The organism is Brachybacterium phenoliresistens (assembly GCF_039530785.1).
GTDB lineage: Bacteria > Actinomycetota > Actinomycetes > Actinomycetales > Dermabacteraceae > Brachybacterium > Brachybacterium phenoliresistens.
The window spans coordinates 73,156-90,045 of sequence record NZ_BAAAOW010000009.1 but is presented as its reverse complement, the minus strand read 5'-3'; the positions used below and the strand labels follow the sequence as shown (position 1 = coordinate 90,045).

At 72.8% G+C, this 16,890-nt stretch carries 13 protein-coding genes; 6 read left to right on the top strand and 7 right to left on the bottom strand.

Features of this window, described 5'->3' with window-relative positions; all coding sequences use genetic code 11:
* Positions 1-3 precede the first annotated feature (3 nt).
* Positions 4-1,731, bottom strand: coding sequence for a 5-oxoprolinase subunit B/C family protein (locus ABD234_RS16030; protein WP_344358354.1), 1,728 nt, complete (start codon positions 1,729-1,731; stop codon positions 4-6).
* A gap of 107 nt (positions 1,732-1,838) precedes the next feature.
* The gene (locus tag ABD234_RS16025; protein WP_344358351.1) at positions 1,839-2,618 is read right to left on the bottom strand and encodes a LamB/YcsF family protein; all 780 of its coding nucleotides are present in this window, start codon (positions 2,616-2,618) and stop codon (positions 1,839-1,841) included.
* A gap of 100 nt (positions 2,619-2,718) precedes the next feature.
* Here ABD234_RS16025 and putP point away from each other — a divergent pair, with 100 nt between their 5' ends.
* Positions 2,719-4,263 carry a sodium/proline symporter PutP gene (putP, locus tag ABD234_RS16020; protein ID WP_344358348.1) on the top strand — a complete coding sequence of 515 codons (1,545 nt, stop codon included), beginning with the start codon at positions 2,719-2,721 and terminating at the stop codon, positions 4,261-4,263.
* A 198-nt stretch (positions 4,264-4,461) separates the two neighbouring features.
* On the opposite strand, the gene ABD234_RS16015 is transcribed toward putP, so the two are convergent.
* The 5 genes from ABD234_RS16015 to ABD234_RS15995 all read right to left on the bottom strand — a co-directional run bounded on the left by ABD234_RS16015 (position 4,462) and on the right by ABD234_RS15995 (position 9,784).
* Positions 4,462-5,415 (bottom strand): Sir2 family NAD-dependent protein deacetylase, encoded by a 954-nt coding sequence (locus tag ABD234_RS16015; protein ID WP_344358346.1) that lies wholly within the window; start codon positions 5,413-5,415, stop codon positions 4,462-4,464.
* Positions 5,415-6,272, bottom strand: a complete 858-nt coding sequence (locus tag ABD234_RS16010; protein WP_344358343.1) for an SMP-30/gluconolactonase/LRE family protein — start codon at positions 6,270-6,272, stop codon at positions 5,415-5,417. Before ABD234_RS16010 ends, ABD234_RS16015 begins: the two co-directional genes overlap by 1 nt.
* Positions 6,273-6,371: 99 nt before the next feature.
* Positions 6,372-6,998 carry a DedA family protein gene (locus ABD234_RS16005; RefSeq protein WP_344358341.1) on the bottom strand — a complete coding sequence of 209 codons (627 nt, stop codon included), beginning with the start codon at positions 6,996-6,998 and terminating at the stop codon, positions 6,372-6,374.
* A 97-nt stretch (positions 6,999-7,095) separates the two neighbouring features.
* Positions 7,096-8,400, bottom strand: coding sequence for an ABC transporter substrate-binding protein (locus tag ABD234_RS16000; RefSeq protein WP_344358338.1), 1,305 nt, complete (start codon positions 8,398-8,400; stop codon positions 7,096-7,098).
* A 76-nt stretch (positions 8,401-8,476) separates the two neighbouring features.
* On the bottom strand, positions 8,477-9,784 hold the full coding sequence (locus ABD234_RS15995) for an ABC transporter substrate-binding protein (protein ID WP_344358335.1): 1,308 nt from the start codon (positions 9,782-9,784) through the stop codon (positions 8,477-8,479).
* Positions 9,785-10,125: 341 nt separating this feature from the next.
* Here ABD234_RS15995 and ABD234_RS15990 point away from each other — a divergent pair, with 341 nt between their 5' ends.
* The 5 genes from ABD234_RS15990 (at position 10,126) to ABD234_RS15970 (ending at position 16,884) form a co-directional block, all read left to right on the top strand.
* Positions 10,126-11,427: an ABC transporter substrate-binding protein gene (locus ABD234_RS15990; RefSeq protein ID WP_038370629.1), complete on the top strand. Its 1,302-nt coding sequence runs from the start codon at positions 10,126-10,128 to the stop codon at positions 11,425-11,427.
* Positions 11,428-11,506: 79 nt separating this feature from the next.
* Positions 11,507-12,445: a carbohydrate ABC transporter permease gene (locus tag ABD234_RS15985; RefSeq protein ID WP_038370631.1), complete on the top strand. Its 939-nt coding sequence runs from the start codon at positions 11,507-11,509 to the stop codon at positions 12,443-12,445.
* Complete coding sequence (locus ABD234_RS15980; RefSeq protein ID WP_038370633.1) at positions 12,438-13,328, top strand: carbohydrate ABC transporter permease; 891 nt, start codon at positions 12,438-12,440, stop codon at positions 13,326-13,328. Before ABD234_RS15985 ends, ABD234_RS15980 begins: the two co-directional genes overlap by 8 nt.
* Before the next feature lie 38 nt (positions 13,329-13,366).
* Entirely contained in the window at positions 13,367-14,779 is a 1,413-nt protein-coding gene (locus ABD234_RS15975) for a Gfo/Idh/MocA family protein (RefSeq protein ID WP_344358330.1), read from the top strand.
* The gene (locus ABD234_RS15970; RefSeq protein WP_344358328.1) at positions 14,776-16,884 is read left to right on the top strand and encodes a DUF6807 family protein; all 2,109 of its coding nucleotides are present in this window, start codon (positions 14,776-14,778) and stop codon (positions 16,882-16,884) included. The genes ABD234_RS15975 and ABD234_RS15970 overlap by 4 nt, the downstream gene beginning before the upstream one ends.
* The last annotated feature ends 6 nt before the right edge of the window (positions 16,885-16,890 follow it).

The following is a 16,890-nucleotide window of genomic DNA, read 5'->3' as shown; positions in this document are numbered from 1 at the left end:
CCGTCAAGCCTCCGGAACGGCGCGGAAGCGCACCGCCGTTCCCGGCGGGGCCTGGGCCAGCAGGTCGAGCCCGGACTCGGCGACGACGCCCACCACCGGGTACCCGCCCGTGGCCGGGTGGTCGCGACCGAACACCACCGGCAGCCCGGACGGCGGGACCTGCACGGAGCCGGGGACGATGGCCTCGCTGGGCAGCGTGCCCGCCCCCGAGGGGACCGGAAGCGGCATGCCGTCCAGCCGCACCCCCACGCGGTCCGAGTCCGGTCGTACATGCCAGGTCCGCCCGGTCAGCGCGGCGACAGCCTCCGCGCCGAGCAGCTCCGCCCGCGGGCCGAGAGCCACGGGGAGCACGATCGCATCGGCACCGGCATCGGCATCGGCATCGGCATCGGCATCGGGGCCGGCGTCGGCTCCGGGGTCGATGCTCTGCGGATCGGCCTCGGCGTCGTCTTCCGCCTCGGCGTCGAGAGGCGGCGCGGGAACGGCGTCCAGGCCGATGGTGGGGCCTGCCCCGATCCGGTCGCCGGCCGCGAGCGGTGCCGGGCCGAGCCCGGAGAGCGTGTCGCGCGCCCAGGACCCGAGCACGGGGCCCTCGCCCGCCTCCACCCCGCCGCGCACGGCGATCACCACGCGCAGCCCGCGGCGGACGGCGCCGATGTCGAGCCGGTCCCCGGCATCCAGGGCGACGGCACGGCCCCTCGGCACCCGCAGAGCCGGGACCTGGCCGTCCGCATCGGCGCCGGCCTCCGAGCCTGCCCGGTGCACGGTCAGCTCGGCCGGGGCGCCGGCGACGCTCAGCACCACCGCCCGCTGCGCGACGAAGGACGCGGGACCCAGCAGCAGCTCGAGCGCGCTCGCCGAGGGCGGGTTCCCCACCGCGACGTTCGCCTGGACGAGAGCGCCGTGATCGGCCGCCCCGGACCGGCCCACCCCCAGGTCCGCATAGCCGGGCCGCCCGGCATCCTCCACCAGCAGCAGCGGGCCCGCGAACAGCACCCGCAGGACATCGGCCGCCGGACGCCCGGAGGACGGGGCGCGGGCGCCGGTCCGGGGATCGGTGCGGGAGGCGGCGGAGCGCCCTGCCTCCCCGCCCGCGCGGCGCGCGGAGAGCCGCGCCCCGGCACGCACCGCGCGGAAGCGCACCGAGGTGCCGGGGGAGAGCAGCGCGGGGGAGTCCTCCCGCTCGGGTGCCCACAGCCGGGCCTCCGTGCGGCCGATCAGCTGCCAGCCGCCGGGGGAGGAGCGCGGATACACGCCGCTGTAGCGCGCGGCCAGCGCCACCGATCCGGCGGGGACGCGGGGGCGGGGCTCGGCGCGCCGGGGCACCTCGCCGAGCCCCTCGCCCTCCGGAAGGAGGTACGCGAAGCCCGGGGCGAAGCCACCGAAGGCCGCCGTCCAGGTCTCGGCCCCGTGCGCCGCCACCAGCGCCTCGGAGGTCATGCCGAGCTGCGCGGCGAGATCGGCGAGGTCCTCCCCGTCGTAGACGACGGGGATCTCGACCTCGGCGGCGGGAGCCGCCATCGCGTCGGGCGCAGGGCGCAGGGACTCGAGGCGGCGGCGCAGCCCCGGCATGTCCAGCGGGTCGGCGGCGGACAGCAGCAGGGTCCGCTCGGCGGGGACCAGATCGACCATCCCGCGGGGCGGAGCCTTCCGCAGGGCGCGCGCCGCGGCGAGCACGTCGGGCGTGCCGGCGTACTCGGCGAGCCAGGCGCGGGCGCCGGCGCGATGCACGGCCCGCGGGCGCAGGCTCTCCGGGCCGTCTCCCGCTGCGGCCGACGGGCCGATCCGGGACGGACCCGGCGGCTGCTGCGCCGATCGGCCTGGAGCGCGGCGCGGGGTCACGGGATCGCCGGGCCGAGGGGGATGCCCGCATCCTCCAGGCCGGAGCGCACCGCCCGGGCGAGCTCCACCGCCCCCGGCGTGTCCCCGTGCAGGCACACGCTGCGCGCCCCGAGCCGCACCCAGCTGCCGTCCACCGCCCGCACCCCGTGCTCGCGCGCGATCCCGAGCACGCGCTCGAGGACCTGCGAAGTGTCGGTCAGCAGAGCTCCCGGTTCGCCGCGCGGCACCAGCGTCCCGTCCGATCGGTAGCCTCGGTCGGCGAAGGCCTCCAGGACCACCGGGATGCCCTCCTCCTGCGCGCGGCGCGCGGCCACCGAGCCGGGGGCGGCGACCAGCGCCAGCTGCCCGCCCAGATCCGCGAGCGCGGCCACCACCGCGCCCGCCTGCGCCTCGTGATGGGCCAGGGCGTTGTAGAGCGCGCCGTGCGGTTTCACGCCCCGCACCCGCGTGCCCTCCGCCCGGGCGATCGCCTGCAGCGCACCGACCTGGACGAGGACCAGATTCCGCAGGTCATCGGCGGAAATGTCGAGAAATCGTCTCCCGAATCCCGCCAGATCCGGATAGGAGACATGCGCGGTGATCGCGACATCGGCCGCCGCAGCCATCGCCGCGCAGCGGCGCATCGTGCCCGGATCTCCGGCGTGCCCGCCGCAGGCCACGTTCGCCGTGGTGACGACCTGCAGCATCGCCTGGTCGTCGCCCATGGACCAGGCGCCGAGGCCCTCGCCGAGGTCCGCGTTGAGGTCGATCGGGGCAGCGGTCGTCGCGGTGCTCATGTCACGATCCTGCCTCATTATCCCGGGGCCCGGGTTTCGTCGCGTCGCTCGATGCGTTAGCGTGACGCGACCCCGTGCTCCCAGAGATTTCGGAGAAATAATGGATTTGACGTACAAGATCATCGCCGTGGGCGTCTACTTCGCGGTGATGCTCGCGATCGGCCTGTACGCCTACCGCAAGACGACCGACGGCGACGACTACATGCTGGGCGGGCGCGGACTGCACCCGTTCACGGCGGCGCTGTCCGCCGGCGCCTCGGACATGTCCGGGTGGCTCCTCATGGGCCTGCCCGGCGCCCTCTACATCACCGGCATGGTCGAGGCGTGGATCGCCATCGGCCTGACCGTCGGTGCGGCCCTGAACTGGATCTTCGTGGCCCCGCGGCTGCGCAAGTACACGCAGGTCGCCAAGAACTCGATCACCCTGCCGAGCTTCTTCGAGAACCGCCTGCAGGACCGCAGCCGCGTGCTGCGCGTCGCGGCCGGCGTGGTGGTCCTGGTGTTCTTCACCTTCTACGTGTCCTCCGGCATGGTCGCCGGCGGCATCTTCTTCCAGTCCACCTTCGGCGGCTCGTACGTCGTGGGCATGCTGGTGGTCGCCGGCATCACCGTCCTCTACACCCTGTTCGGCGGCTTCCTCGGCGCGACCTACACCGACATGGTGCAGGGCTCGATCATGCTGCTGGCGCTCATCGCCGTGCCGATCACCGCGGTCATCGTGGTCGGCGGCCCGGCCGAGATGATGACCTCCGTGCACGAGGCGAACCCGCAGTTCGGCTCCATGATCGCCGGCGTCAGCGTGATCGCCGTGATCTCGAACCTGGCCTGGGGCCTGGGCTACTTCGGCCAGCCCCACATCATCGTCCGCTTCATGGCCCTGCGCAGCTCGAAGGACGCGAAGTACGGTGCGACCTTCGGCATCGGCTGGATGATCCTGTGCGTGGTCGGCGCGATCCTCACCGCCATGTCCGGCCTGGCGTACTTCCAGCAGAACCCCGGCGCCGTCCTCACCGACGCCGAGAACGGCGAGTCCGTGTTCCTGGACCTCTCGCAGTTCCTGTTCCACCCGCTGATCGCCGGGTTCCTGCTGGCCGCGGTGCTCGCCGCGATCATGTCGACCATCTCCAGCCAGCTCATCGTCACCAGCTCTGCGCTGGTGGAGGACCTGCTGGGCATCTTCGGCAAGCGCTCCTCGGCGAAGGCCGAGCTGTGGTTCGGCCGCATCGGCGTGCTGGTCGTCTCCCTGGTCGCGGGCATCCTCGCGATCCAGCGGAACAACACCATCCTGGACCTGGTCGGCTTCGCCTGGGCGGGCTTCGGCTCCGCCTTCGGGCCGCTCGTGATCCTGTCGCTGTTCTGGCGCCGCCTCACGGCGCCCGGCGCGATCGTGGGCATGATCTCCGGTGCCGTGGTCGCCTTCGTCTGGGGCAAGACCGAGCTGGGCACCCTGTTCGGCCTGCTGGACTCGGCGCTGTACGAGATCATCCCCGGCTTCCTGGTCTCGCTCGTGCTGACCATCGTGGTCAGCCTGGCCACCCGGCCGCCCTCGGCCGAGGTCCTCGCGGACTTCGAGACCGCCCACGGCGAGATCGACGAGTCCCACGAGGCGCAGAAGGCGGCCAAGGCCGGGACCGCCACCGCCTGATCGGCTGCGGGCCGGCCGCGGGGCTGCTCACCCGGCAGCTCCCCGCGTGAACCGGCTCTCGAGCTCACGGACAGTCACCTGGCGAACCCTTCGCGCCCCGCGGATGGATCGCCCGGTGACTGTTCGTGTTCGGGGGTGGATCGGCCGGGAGGCGCGGTATGCGGCGGGCTCGCCCTGGCCGGCCGGGGCGGGCTCGCCCTAGCCGGCCGCGGCGAGGCGGGACTCCCAGCGGGCCAGGACCGACTCGATGCGGCCGTGCAGGCGCAGGCGCGCGTGGACGTCGCCGCGGGTGGGGCCGTCGTTGAGGATCACCACCGGGGTCCCGGCCCGCTCGGCGGCACGCACGAAGCGCAGCCCCGACCAGGCGGTGAGGCTCGAGCCGAGCACCAGCAGCGCGCCGGACTCCTCGAGGATCGCCATCGCGCGGCGCACCGTCTCCGGGCGGGCCGATTCGCCGAAGAAGACGACATCGGGTTTCAGCACGCCGCCGCAGAGCCCGCAGGGCGGGTAGCGGAAGGCGTCGGTGCGGTCGACCTCGGCGTCGCCGTCGGGCGCGCTCGCGGCATCGGCCGCCAGCTGCGGCAGCCGGGCGGCGATCTCCGGGTTCATCGCCAGCAGCCGCTCGTGCAGGACCGTGCGCGAGGTGAGGGCGTCGCACCCCAGGCACCGCACGGCGTCCAGCCGGCCGTGCAGGTCCACGACGGGGGACGAGCCGGCGCGGCGGTGCAGGTCATCGACGTTCTGGGTGATGATGCCGTGCACCGGCAGCAGCGGGCCGAGCCGGGCCAGGGCGTCGTGCCCGGGGTTGGGGCGGGCGGCGGCGAAGCGCGTCCACCCCACCGTCGAGCGCGCCCAGTAGCGCCGTCGGGCCAGATCGGAGCCGGTGAACTCCTGGTAGGTCATGGGGCTGCGCGGCACCGCGTCGCGGCCGCGGTAGTCCGGCAGGCCGGAGGCGGTGGACATGCCCGCACCGGTCAGCACGCAGGTCCGGGCGCCGGACAGGATCTCGAGGGCCGCGTCGAGCTCGGCGGGCGGGCTCTGCCGGCCGTAGAGCTCGCTGGGCAGCGGGCCCCAGGCTCTCCCGCGCAGGCCGCGGGCGGTGGCGAGCGGGCTCGCGGTGGAGAACCAGCGGCCGACGTCCGCGGGCTCCATCAGCCGGTGAAGGCGCGCTCGTCCGTCGCGCCCTGGACACCCGGGACGGCCGTGAACAGGGAGCCGGCCTGCGGGTCGTCGTCCGCGTCGAGACCCTCGCGGCTGGTGGTGATGAACAGGGTGCGCAGGTCCTCGCCGCCGAAGGCGCAGGCGGTGACCTGGCGGGCGCCCACCTCGATGCGCTCGGCGAGACGGCCCTCGCCGTCCAGCCCGATGACGGCGCTGCCGGAGTGCAGGGCCACCCAGACGTGGCCGGCGGCGTCCAGGGTGAGGCCGTCCGGGTGGCCGTCCACGCCCAGCGATGCCACATCGGCGAAGGGGCGGCGGTCGACCAGGCCCGCGGCGTCGTCCCAGTCCATGACGTCCACGCGGCCGGTGGGGGTGTCCACGTAGTAGGCGCGGGAGCCGTCGGCGGTGAACGCCAGCCCGTTGGAGATGGTGAGGTCCTCCAGCAGCCGCTCGGTGCGGCCGTCGGGGTGCAGGCGCCACAGGGCGGCGGCGCCGGGGGTCGCGCCGTAGGCCATCGACCCGCACAGGAAGGAGCCGTCCGGGGCGACGGCGCCCTCGTTCATGCGGATCGCCGCGTCCCACAGCGGGGGCAGCACGGTGACCGCGCCCTCCGGGTCCTCGAGGGCGAAGCCCTTCTCGACCGCGAGCACGGCGCCGCCGCCGGCGCGGGGCCGCACGCACGCGACCACGGGCGAGCCCGTCGCGCGGCGCTCGGCGGAGCCGTCCTCGCGCAGGGACATCACGTCGCCCGCGAGCAGGTCCACCCAGCGCAGCCCGCCCCAGGTCGAGGACCAGAACGGCCCTTCGGCGTGGTAGCAGATGGAATCGGTCAGGCGCTCTGCGCGCATGCGGGTCCTCCAGGGGTGCGGGCGGCCGATGGTCGGGCCGGGCAGTCGGGTCGGGGCGGCGGGGCCGGGTCGCGGCGGCGGGGAGCGCCGCGGGCACGCTCAGCCTGCGGCGTCCCTGCTCACGCTACGCCGTGCGCGCAGCCGGCGGCGCGCGAACACGGCGATCCCCAGCAACCCGACCACCGCCAGGACCAGCGAGTAGGTGCGCACGAAGGACTCCAGGGCCTCGCCTCCCGCGATCCCGAAGAGATAGCCGGCCAGGACGAAGGCGGCGTTCCAGATCCCCGAGCCCAGCCCCGTCGCCGCGACGAAGCTGATCACGCGCATGCGCTCGATGCCTGCGGGGACGGAGATGAAGGTGCGCACCATCGGCACGAACCGGGCCAGCATCACCGCGGGGAAGCCGAAGCGGTCGAAGAAGCGCACGGCGGTGTCGACGTCGGCCGCGTCCAGCAGGGGGATCCGCGCGACCAGCGCCCGGGTGCGGCGCAGGCCCAGCGCCCGGCCGGCGCCGTACACGAGCAGCCCGCCGAGGACCGAGCCGAGCGTCGTCCAGAAGATCGGCACCAGCACGTTCTGCCCGGTCGCGGCCGCCGTGACCCCGGCGAAGGGGAGCAGGAACTCCCCGGGCACCGGGGGGAAGAGCGCTTCGGCGGCGATCACCAGGGCGATGCCCGGCCCGCCGAGGGCCTCCATCAGGGAGATGGCGAGGTCGGCCAGGGACATGGCCGCACGCTATCGGCCTCGGGTGGCGCCGCGGTGAACGGGGCGTGGCCGCCTCCTGCCGGGGCGGCCGGTCGCCGCCCCGCCCGCCCGGACACGGTCAGCCGGAGACGGCGGCGGTGGCCTCGTCGAACCAGCCCTGCGCGGCATCGGCCGGGGTCATGCGGCCGAAGAGCACCTCGGACTGGTAGCGCGGGGTGATCTCCTCGATCGCCGTCGAGCCCGCCGGCCCCACCCAGGTGGGCTGGAGGTCCAGGGTGGAGAGGTCGTCGATGTAGGCGACCTCCCGCTGGGCGGTCTCCGACAGCTCGGGGAGGATCGCCTCGCGGACGGCGGCGACGGCCGGGACGCCGCGGTCGGTGAGGATCAGCCGTCCGGCGTCGGGGTCGTTGACCAGGAAGTCGACGAAGGCGGCGGCGTTCTCGGGGGAGGCGGTGCGCGCGGAGATCGTGTACAGCTGCGAGGACTGCAGCCAGACCCCCGGCCGGGCGGACTCCCCGGGGATCCGCACCAGCTGCAGGTCCGCTCCCGAGGCGGTGGCCAGCGCGGTCAGCGAGCTCGACCAGGTCAGCATGAAGGCGGCCCGTCCTCGGCCGATGAGGGTCTGCTCGGGGCCGACGTCGGTGAGCTCGACCAGGACGTCCGCTGCGGGCCCGGCGCCCGTGTCCACGAGGGACTTCGAGAACTCGAGGAAGGACTGCACGGTGGGGACCGTCAGGCCCAGGGCGCCGTCCTCGGTGTAGAGGATCTCCCCGTGCTGGCGCGCCCACAGGTCCAGGGAGTCGTGGCTGAGGGTGGTGCCGGTGCCGAAGGTGCCGTCCTCGGTGGCCTCGGTGATGGCCTGGCACAGCGCCACGAACTCGTCCCACGTCCAGGCGGTGTCGTCGGGGGCCTCGAGCCCGGCCGCCTCGATCACGGCGGGGTCCATCACCATCGCCAGGGCGTTGATGCCGGTGGTGACGCCGAACGGGGTGCCGCCCACCTGGCCGTTGCGGCGGGCGGCCTCGTCCATGGTGGACAGGTCGAGCGTGTCCGAGACGCTGGACAGGTCCAGCAGGACGTCGCGGGCGGCGTACTCGGCGGGGTAGGCGCCGCCCATGGTGATGACGTCCGGCTCGTCCCCGGCCGCGGCGGTGGTGGCCAGCCGGTCGAAGTAGCCGGCGATGTCCCCGGGCTCCGGGGAGATGGTGATCCCGGGGTGGCGCTGCTCGAAGAGATCGATGACCTCCTGCGTGGTGGCGGCGCGCTCGGGGTTGCCCCACCAGGAGAAGCGCAGCGGAGCCTCGGCGTCCCGGCCCGCCGAGCGGTTCGGGTTGCAGGCGGCGAGGGTCGCCAGGGCCGGCGCCGCCGCGCCCAGGGCGAGGGCGCTGCGGCGCGGGAGCGGGACAGGGCGACGACGGGACACGGGGGCTCCTGAGGTGCGGGCGCGCGGTCGGGGCAGGGCCGGTCGGGGGAGGGCCGGTCGGGGGAGGGAGGGACGCTCAGGCCTTCGGCTGCATGCCCTCCAGGCTGGCGACGATCTCCTCGGCGACCTCCGCCGCGGGGCGCGTGCCGAAGAGCGCCTCCTCGGCCATGCGGGTGAACTCGTCGCCGAAGGACACGCCCGAGGCGGGGGTGACCATCGGCGGGGGGACCACCTCGGCCTGCATGTCGCGGGCGAAGTCCAGGACGATCATCTCGCTCTCGTCGAGCACGGACTCGAGGGAGTCCTGGACCTCCGGGAACGAGGTCACGCCGCGCTCGAGGCGGAGGATCTTCGCGCACTCGAGATCGCGCAGGAGGAAGTCCATCAGGGTCGCGGCGTTCTCGGGGCTGGCGGACTTCGCGCTGATCGACCAGTACATGGAGGCCTTGTTGACCATCTGGTGGTCGCCGCTGGTGCGCGCGGGAAGGCGCAGCAGCGTCATCGGCGAGCCGGAGGAGGCCATGAAGGTCTGCACCTGGGAGTGGAACTGGAGATGGAAGGCGGCGCGGTTGTTGCCGAAGCGGCCCTGCTCGACGCCGGCGGCCCCGTCCTCGACCTGCTCGGAGACCGCAGGCACGGCGCCGACCTCGACGAGCTTCGCGGAGTACTCGAGGAACTCGGTGACGGTCTGCGCGGTCAGCGGCGACTCGCCCTCGCGGGGGAACAGCTGCTCCCCGCTCTGGCGGGCCCAGGCGCCCAGTTCGGCGGCGCCGCGGCCGAAGAAGTCGAAGCCGTAGACGTCCTCGCCGGCGCCCTTGGCCCAGTCGGTGACCTGCTGGGACAGGGCGAGGAACTCGTCCCAGGTCCAGGTCGTGTCATCGGGCAGGGGGATCCCGGCCTTCTCGAGGATCGCGGTGTTCACGCCGACGGAGAAGATGCCGATGCCCAGCGGGGCGCCCACCAGGGTGCCGTCGGCCAGACGACCGGTGTCCAGCACCGCGGCATCCATCGCGCTGAGGTCGAGCTGGTCGGAGACCGTCTCGAGGTCCAGCAGCGTGGAGCGGGTGCCGTAGGAGTCGATGTACGACTCGTCCATCTGCAGCAGGTCGGGCATGGCGCCGCCGGCGGTCTGGGTGGCGAGCTTGTCCCAGTAGCCGGTCCATTCGGAGTACTCGGGGGAGACCGGGATGTCCTCGTGGGACTGGGAGAACAGGTCCAGCGCCTCGTTCGTCATCGAGTTGCGCAGATCGCCGCCCCACCAGTAGATGCGCACGGCGCCGCCGCCGCCGTCCCCGCCCGAGCCGGCGTTGGGCCCGCAGGCGGCGAGGGCGGGAAGGGCGCCTGCGGCGGCGAGCAGGGCGAGAGCAGTGCGTCGAGTGGTCATCATCGGCCTCCGTCGGGTCCGGGGCAGCGGCGGCCCGGAGTGGGTGAGTCCAGTGTGGAGGTTGACAAGCGACCCGTCAAGCGCTTTCCTGGTCCCTCGAAGCACTGCTCCGCCCCGTCTCCCCCGGCGGGGACGCGGCGACCGACCCGGCGTCGGACGCCCGATATGAAACCTTTCATCACGATCCGATCACCATGCGGGAGTTTCCTCCCCACATGTGGTTCCGTTCCGTCAGGCAGCCGGATGCGCCGAAGTCGTCGCCCGGCACCGTGCGGGACCCCCGCCGTCCGACACTACGAGCTCGTGCCTCCGGGCCGAGCCGGCAGATCAGAGGAGATCTCATGTTCACCAGGCGCCAGACCATCGCCCTCGGGGCCGCAGCCCCCGCCCTCGTCGCCCTCGCCGCCTGCGGGCCCAACTCGGGCTCCGGCGGCAGCGGCGGATCCGACGGCGGCTCGGGCACGCTCCGCTTCGCCTGGTGGGGCAACCCGACGCGCAACGAGAACACCGCCAACGTCATCGAGGCGTACAAGAGCGTGGACGACTCCGTGACGATCTCGGCCGAGCCGGGGGAGTGGAGCGGCTACTGGGACAAGCTCGCCACCCAGACCGCCGGCGGCGACATGCCCGACATCATCCAGATGGACGAGAAGTACCTCTCCGAGTACGGGCAGCGCGGCGCCCTGCTGGACCTCGCCGAGGCCGGCCTGGACACCAGCAAGTTCGCCCCGGGCACCGTCGAGGTGGGCGAGGTCCCCGACAAGGGGCTGATGGCCATCAACGCGGGGCTGAACGCCGTGTCCATCATCGTGAACCCCGCCGTCTTCGAGGAGGCGGGCGTCGAGCTGCCCGACGACTCCACGTGGACCTGGGAGTCGATGGCGCAGCTGGCCGCGCAGATCACCGAGGCCACCCCCGACGGCACCTACGGCATGTCCCAGATGGGTGGCGTGCAGGGCGTCTTCCAGCTCTACGTGCGCCAGCTGGGCCAGGACCAGTACAACGCCGAGGGCGTCGGCTTCGACGCCGCGGCCGCCACCCAGTTCCTGGAGTGGGGCAAGTCGCTCCAGGACACCAAGGCCTGCCCCGACGCCTCCGTCTCCGTGGAGGACGCCTCCAAGTCCATGGACCAGTCCCTGTTCGCCACCGGCAAGATCGGCATCACGATGGTCTGGTCCAACCAGGTCGTCGCCCATGACGCGCTGGTCCCCGGCGGGGTGAAGGTGCTGCGCCCGCCGTCGATGACCGGCAGCTCCAAGGACGTCCAGCTCTGGTACAAGGCCTCGATGTACTGGTCGGTCTCGGCGAAGACCGCCGATCCCGAGGCCGCGGTGAAGTTCGTGGACTTCCTCGTGAACTCGCCCGACGCCGGCAAGATCCTCTCCGTCGAGCGCGGCGTGCCCGGCAATCTCGACGTGCGCGAGGCGATCACGCCGGAGCTCGACGCGGCCAACGTCATGGCCGTGGAGTACCTCGACTCCGTCGAGTCCGAGCTGGGCGAGCCGCCGGCCATCACCCCGCAGGGCGGCGGCGAGTTCGAGGCGATCCTCACCCGCGTCAGCGAGGACCTGCTGTTCGGGACCATCGATGCCGCCGCCGGCGGCCAGCGGCTCGTCGACGAGCTGAACGCGGCGCTGGCCTGAGCGGCCGGCATCGCGCAGACCCCCATCGACCGAGGAGCAACATGACCATCATCAGCACCCCGCCCCCGGGAGGGATCGCATGAGCGCCGTGGGCGAGCTCGCCTCCCTGGCCAAGCGCCGCTCCGCGGGCGGTCCGAAGGAGAAGCACCCGGACAACCGGGCCGGCCTGGCGTTCATGGCGCCGTGGCTGATCGGCCTGCTGGTCATCACCATCCTGCCGATGATCGCCTCGTTCGTGCTCTCCTTCACCGACTACAGCCTGATCGCCCCGCCGGAGTTCACCGGGCTGGACAACTACAAGGAGATGATCGGCGACACCCGGCTGCACAAGTCCCTCGCGGTCACGTTCATCTACGTGCTCGTGGGGACGCCGCTGCAGCTCATCGTGGCGCTGCTGCTGGCGGTGCTGCTGAACCAGGGCATGAAGGGCCTGTCCTTCTACCGCTCGGTGTTCTACCTGCCCTCGCTGCTGGGCGGATCGGTCGCCATCTCGATCCTGTGGCGGCAGATGTTCGGCGCCGGCGGCCTGGTCAACCAGCTGCTGGAGGCGATCGGCTTCACGAACCTGCCCGGCTGGGTCTCCAACCCGGACACGGCGCTGGGCACGATCATCCTGCTGCACGTGTGGACGTTCGGCTCGCCGATGATCATCTTCCTGGCGGGGCTGCGGCAGATCCCGCAGATGTACTACGAGGCGGCCGGAGTGGACGGCGCCTCGAAGCTCCACCAGTTCTTCCACATCACGATCCCGCTGCTGACCCCGATCATCTTCTTCAACGTGGTGCTCCAGGTCATCAACGCGTTCCAGTCGTTCACCCAGGCGTTCGTGGTCTCGGGCGGGACGGGCGGGCCCTCGGACTCCACGCTCTTCTACACCCTGTACCTGTACCAGAAGGGCTTCACCCAGTTCGACATGGGCTACGCCTCGGCGATGGCGTGGCTGCTGCTGGCCATCGTCGCGATCTTCACCGCGATCAACTTCTTCGTCTCCAAGTTCTGGGTGTTCTACGATGACTGATTCCACCGCCACCGCCCCCGCCCCGGCCGCCGCTCCCGCCCTGCGGGTGCGCCGCACGAATCCGACGCGCTCGGTGATCAAGCACATCGTGATGATCGCGGTCAGCCTGGTCATGATCTATCCGCTGCTGTGGATGATCGTCTCCTCCCTGCGGCCCAACGACGAGATCTTCCGCAATCCCTCGCTGCTCCCGCTGAGCTTCGACGTCTCCAACTACGTCGACGGCTGGAACGCGCTGGCGCAGCCCTTCTCGCACTACCTCATCAACTCGACGCTGCTGGTGCTGGGCTGCGTGATCGGCAACCTGGTGGCCTGCTCGCTGACCGCCTACGCCTTCGCGCGGCTGCGGTTCTGGGGCCGGAACATCGCGTTCGCCATCATGCTCATGACGCTCATGCTGCCGATCCACGTCGTGATCGTGCCGCAGTACATCATGTTCTCCCAGACCGGCTGGGTGAACACCCTGGTCCCGCTGGTCCTGCCGAAGTTCCTCGCGACCGACGCGTTCTTCGTGTTCCTCATGGTGCAGTTCATCCGCGGCATCCCCCGCGAGCTCGATGAGGCGGCGCGCATCGACGGCTGCGGCCATTTCCGGATCTTCTTCCAGGTGATCCTGCCGCTCATGCTGCCGGCCCTCGCGACGACGACGATCTTCACCTTCATGTGGATGTGGAACGACTTCTTCGGCTCCCTCATCTACCTGACCACGCCCGAGAACTTCACGGTGCCGCTGGCGCTGCAGTCGTTCCTGGACTCGCAGGGCACCTCGAACTGGGGCGCGATGTTCGCGATGTCGATCCTCTCGCTGGTCCCGCTGTTCCTCGTGTTCCTGGTGGGCCAGAGGTTCCTCGTCAAGGGCTTCGCCACCACCGGCATCAAGTGACCCCGTCCCGACCTCGGATCCCCGGAAGGATTCCCCTCATGACCACCCGCTATGCCGTGATCGGCACCGGACACCGCGCCCAGATGTACATGAACGCCATCGCCGGCGACCACGCCGAGGTCGCCGACCTGGTAGCTCTCATCGACATCAACCCCGGGCGCGCCGCCTGGCACCGTGACCAGCACGCGGCGTTCCAGGAGGCGGTCCTCGCCGCCCCCGAGGATCTCGAGGACGTGATCCGCGAGCAGCGGGTGGACCGGGTGATCGTGACCTCGATCGACCGCTGCCACGCCGAGCACGTGGTGCGGGCCCTCGAGGCCGGGGCCGACGTCGTGGTCGAGAAACCGCTGACCATCGACGCCCCGAGCGCCCGCGCCATCGAGGAGGCGGCGCGGCGCACGGGGCGCGAGGTCGTGGTGACCTTCAACTACCGCTACAGCCCGCGCAACAGCGCGCTGCGCGAGGTGATCGCCTCGGGGCGGATCGGCACCCCCGTCTCCATGGTCTTCGAGTGGGTGCTGGACACCTCCCACGGGGCGGACTACTTCCGCCGCTGGCACCGGGACAAGACCAACAGCGGCGGCCTGTTCATCCACAAGGCCAGCCATCACTTCGACCTCGCCTCCTGGTGGCTGGACGCCGTCCCCTCCCGCGTGTACGCCCGGGGCGGCCTGCGCTTCTACGGCGAGGACAACGCCCGCGAGCGCGGCCAGGAGCTCGGGGCCGAGCGCGGCACCCACGACGGCGAGCACACCCCCTTCGAGCTGGACCTGCGCGGGGACGAGCGCCTGCGGGCGCTGTACCTCGAGCAGGAGCAGCACGACGGCTACCGCCGCGACCAGTCCGTGTTCGGCGCGGGGATCACCACCGAGGACAACCTCACCGCGATCGTCGACTTCGACAGCCGTGCGGTGCTCACCTATGCGCTGAACGCCCACAGCCCCTGGGAGGGCTACCGCGTCCACGTCAACGGCACCGAGGGCCGCGCCGAGCTCGAGGTCGTCGAGCGCGCCGAGGTGATCCCCACCGACGACGGCAGCAAGGTCGTCGACCCCAGCGCGGTGCGCGTGGAGACCGGTGCGCAGGTGCGCGCCGAGGGCGAGCGGCTCATCGTCCAGCGCCACTTCGAGGCCGCCGAGGAGGTCGAGATCGTCCAGGGCGAGGGCAGCCACGGCGGCGGCGACGCGCTCATGCTGGCCGAGGTCTTCCGCGGCCGGCAGCACGACCCGCTGGGCCGCGCCGCCGACTGGACCGACGGGCTGCGCGCCATCTCCGTCGGCATCTGCGGCAACGAGTCCCTGGCCACGGGCGCGCCGGTGGAGGTCACCGACTTCCTCGGCATCGACCTGCGCGCGGCCGCCGCCGCGGCCGCGGAGCGCTCGGCGGGCGCGCCGGCCGCGCCGGAGGGAGCCGCGCAGCAGGCCCTCGAGTCCGACGGCGCCCGCGCATGAGCGCCGTGCGCGTCGCGCTGGTCGGCACCCGCGGCTTCGGGCGCGTGCATTTCCAGGGCCTGCAGAAGCAGATCTCCGAGGGGCTGGCGGAGCTGGTCGGCGTCGTGGACGTCGCCGAGCCGGAGGCCGATGTCACCGCCCCGTGGTTCCTCACCCTCGGCGAGCTGCTCGAGCAGCTGCCCGGCGAGCGGGCTCCCGAGGTCGTCATCATCGCCACCCCGATCACCACCCACATGGCGATGGCCCTCGAGGCGCTCGCGGCCGGCTGCCACGTGCTGCTGGAGAAGCCGCCGGTGCGATCCCTGGCCGAGCACTGGCAGCTGCTGCGCGCCGCCCGCGAGGCCGGGCGCTCCGTGCAGGTCGGCTTCCAGGCCCGCGGGGGTGGCGGCATCGACCGCCTGCGTCGCATCGTGCGCGGCGGCGAGCTGGGACGGGTGCTGCGGGTGACCGCCTACGGCGCCTGGCAGCGCGACCGCGCCTACTACTCCCGCAGCCGCTGGGCCGGCCTGCGGCGGCTGGGCGGGGAGCGGGTGGCCGACGGCGTGGCCACGAACCCGCTGGCCCACGGCGTCCACGCCGCGCTCACCGTCGCGGGGATCGATCGCGCCGACCAGATCGCCGAGGTCACCACCGAGCTGCGCCATGCCCATGACATCGAGGCGGACGACACCACCTACCTGGGCATCCTGCCGGCGCAGTCGGACCTGCCGCCCGTGCACTGCGCCCTGGTGACCACCGCCCCCGACCAGTCCGACCCGTGGGTCGAGGTCGTCGCCGAGCGCGGCCGCGCCCGCCTGTACTACACCGCCGACCGCGCCGAGATCGGCCCCGCGCAGGTCGTGCCCTCGCAGATCGTGCCCGCCGGGGTCGCGGCCGCGGACATCGGCGCCGCCGCCCGCCGCGAGGACTACGAGCGGATCTCCCTGGTCGAGAACCTGCTGCGCCACGTGCGGGACGCCTCCGTCCCGCTGCTATGCCCGCTGGAGTCCACCAGCGCGTTCACCGCGGTGCTCGATGCGACCCAGTCCGTCCCGGATCCCACGCCCATCGGCCCCGAGCACGTGACCTGGGTGGGGGAGGGGCCGGCGGCCCATCCGGTGGTCGAGGACGTCGAGGCGTGGATGACCGCGGCTCTCGACTCCGGGGCTCCGTTCGCGGAGGTCGGCGCCCCCTGGGGCGACGCCTCGGCCGTCCACCGCTGGTCCCCGCGCCGGGTGCTGCGCACCCAGGAGATCGCCGGGTCCGAGATCGCCGTGCTCGTGGACGGCAGCGACATCATCCCGCGGTCGAGCCCGCGCCCCTACCTGCACCCGTTGCGCACCCTCGGCGGGACCGTGATCACGGACGCGCACCCGGCCGACCACGACTGGCACAACGGCCTGGGTGTGGTGATCCAGGACGTCGCGGACGTCAACTTCTGGGGCGGGCGCACCTACGTCGAGGGCGCCGGGTACATCTGGCGCGAGGACCACGGCACCATCGCCCATGAGGCCTTCGAGGAGACCTCGGCCGACGGCACCGCCTGGACGCAGCGCCTGCGCTGGCGGGGCCCGGAGCCCGCGGCCGATACCTCCGCGGCCGATGTCACTGCGGCCGATGCCTCCGGCGGCTCCGCTCCCTCGGACGGGCCCGGACCGCGCGTGGAGCTCGAGGAGACCCGCACCCACGTCTTCGCGCCCGTCGAGGGCGGCTGGAGCGTGGAGCTGACCTCGCAGCTGCGCCCCGTGAGCGCGGAGGCCATGGAACTGGGCAGCCCCGGCAGCCACGGCCGCGAGGGCGGCGGATACGGCGGCCTGTTCCTGCGCCTGGCCCCGCTGGCCGAGGCGACCGTCGCCGTGCCCGGCCCCGACGGCGGCCGTCTCACCGGGGAGGACGCCGTCCACGGCGCCCGTGCCCCGTGGGTGGAGCTGTGCGGCACGGCCGCCACCGGCGGACGCTTCGCGGTGCGGATCGAGCACCTCGACGAGCACGACGACCCGTGGTTCGTGCGCGTGGCCGGGTACCCCGGCCTGGGATCGGCGATCGCCTGGGACAGCCCGGTCACCACGACCGCCGAGCAGCCGCTGACGCGTGCCTTCCGCATCACCGTCCGCGATCTTCCCTGACCGACC

What these genes read in the sequence shown, in the direction of transcription:
- ABD234_RS15975 (WP_344358330.1), top strand. Translation starts at nt 13,367, where the DNA reads ATGACCACCCGCTATGCCGTGATCGGCACCGGACACCGCGCCCAGATG.
- ABD234_RS16005 (WP_344358341.1), bottom strand. Translation starts at nt 6,998, where the DNA reads ATGTCCCTGGCCGACCTCGCCATCTCCCTGATGGAGGCCCTCGGCGGG.
- ABD234_RS16025 (WP_344358351.1), bottom strand. Translation starts at nt 2,618, where the DNA reads ATGAGCACCGCGACGACCGCTGCCCCGATCGACCTCAACGCGGACCTC.
- ABD234_RS16010 (WP_344358343.1), bottom strand. Translation starts at nt 6,272, where the DNA reads ATGCGCGCAGAGCGCCTGACCGATTCCATCTGCTACCACGCCGAAGGG.
- ABD234_RS15980 (WP_038370633.1), top strand. Translation starts at nt 12,438, where the DNA reads ATGACTGATTCCACCGCCACCGCCCCCGCCCCGGCCGCCGCTCCCGCC.
- ABD234_RS15990 (WP_038370629.1), top strand. Translation starts at nt 10,126, where the DNA reads ATGTTCACCAGGCGCCAGACCATCGCCCTCGGGGCCGCAGCCCCCGCC.
- ABD234_RS15995 (WP_344358335.1), bottom strand. Translation starts at nt 9,784, where the DNA reads ATGACCACTCGACGCACTGCTCTCGCCCTGCTCGCCGCCGCAGGCGCC.
- ABD234_RS16015 (WP_344358346.1), bottom strand. Translation starts at nt 5,415, where the DNA reads ATGGAGCCCGCGGACGTCGGCCGCTGGTTCTCCACCGCGAGCCCGCTC.
- putP (WP_344358348.1), top strand. Translation starts at nt 2,719, where the DNA reads ATGGATTTGACGTACAAGATCATCGCCGTGGGCGTCTACTTCGCGGTG.
- ABD234_RS15970 (WP_344358328.1), top strand. Translation starts at nt 14,776, where the DNA reads ATGAGCGCCGTGCGCGTCGCGCTGGTCGGCACCCGCGGCTTCGGGCGC.
- ABD234_RS15985 (WP_038370631.1), top strand. Translation starts at nt 11,507, where the DNA reads ATGAGCGCCGTGGGCGAGCTCGCCTCCCTGGCCAAGCGCCGCTCCGCG.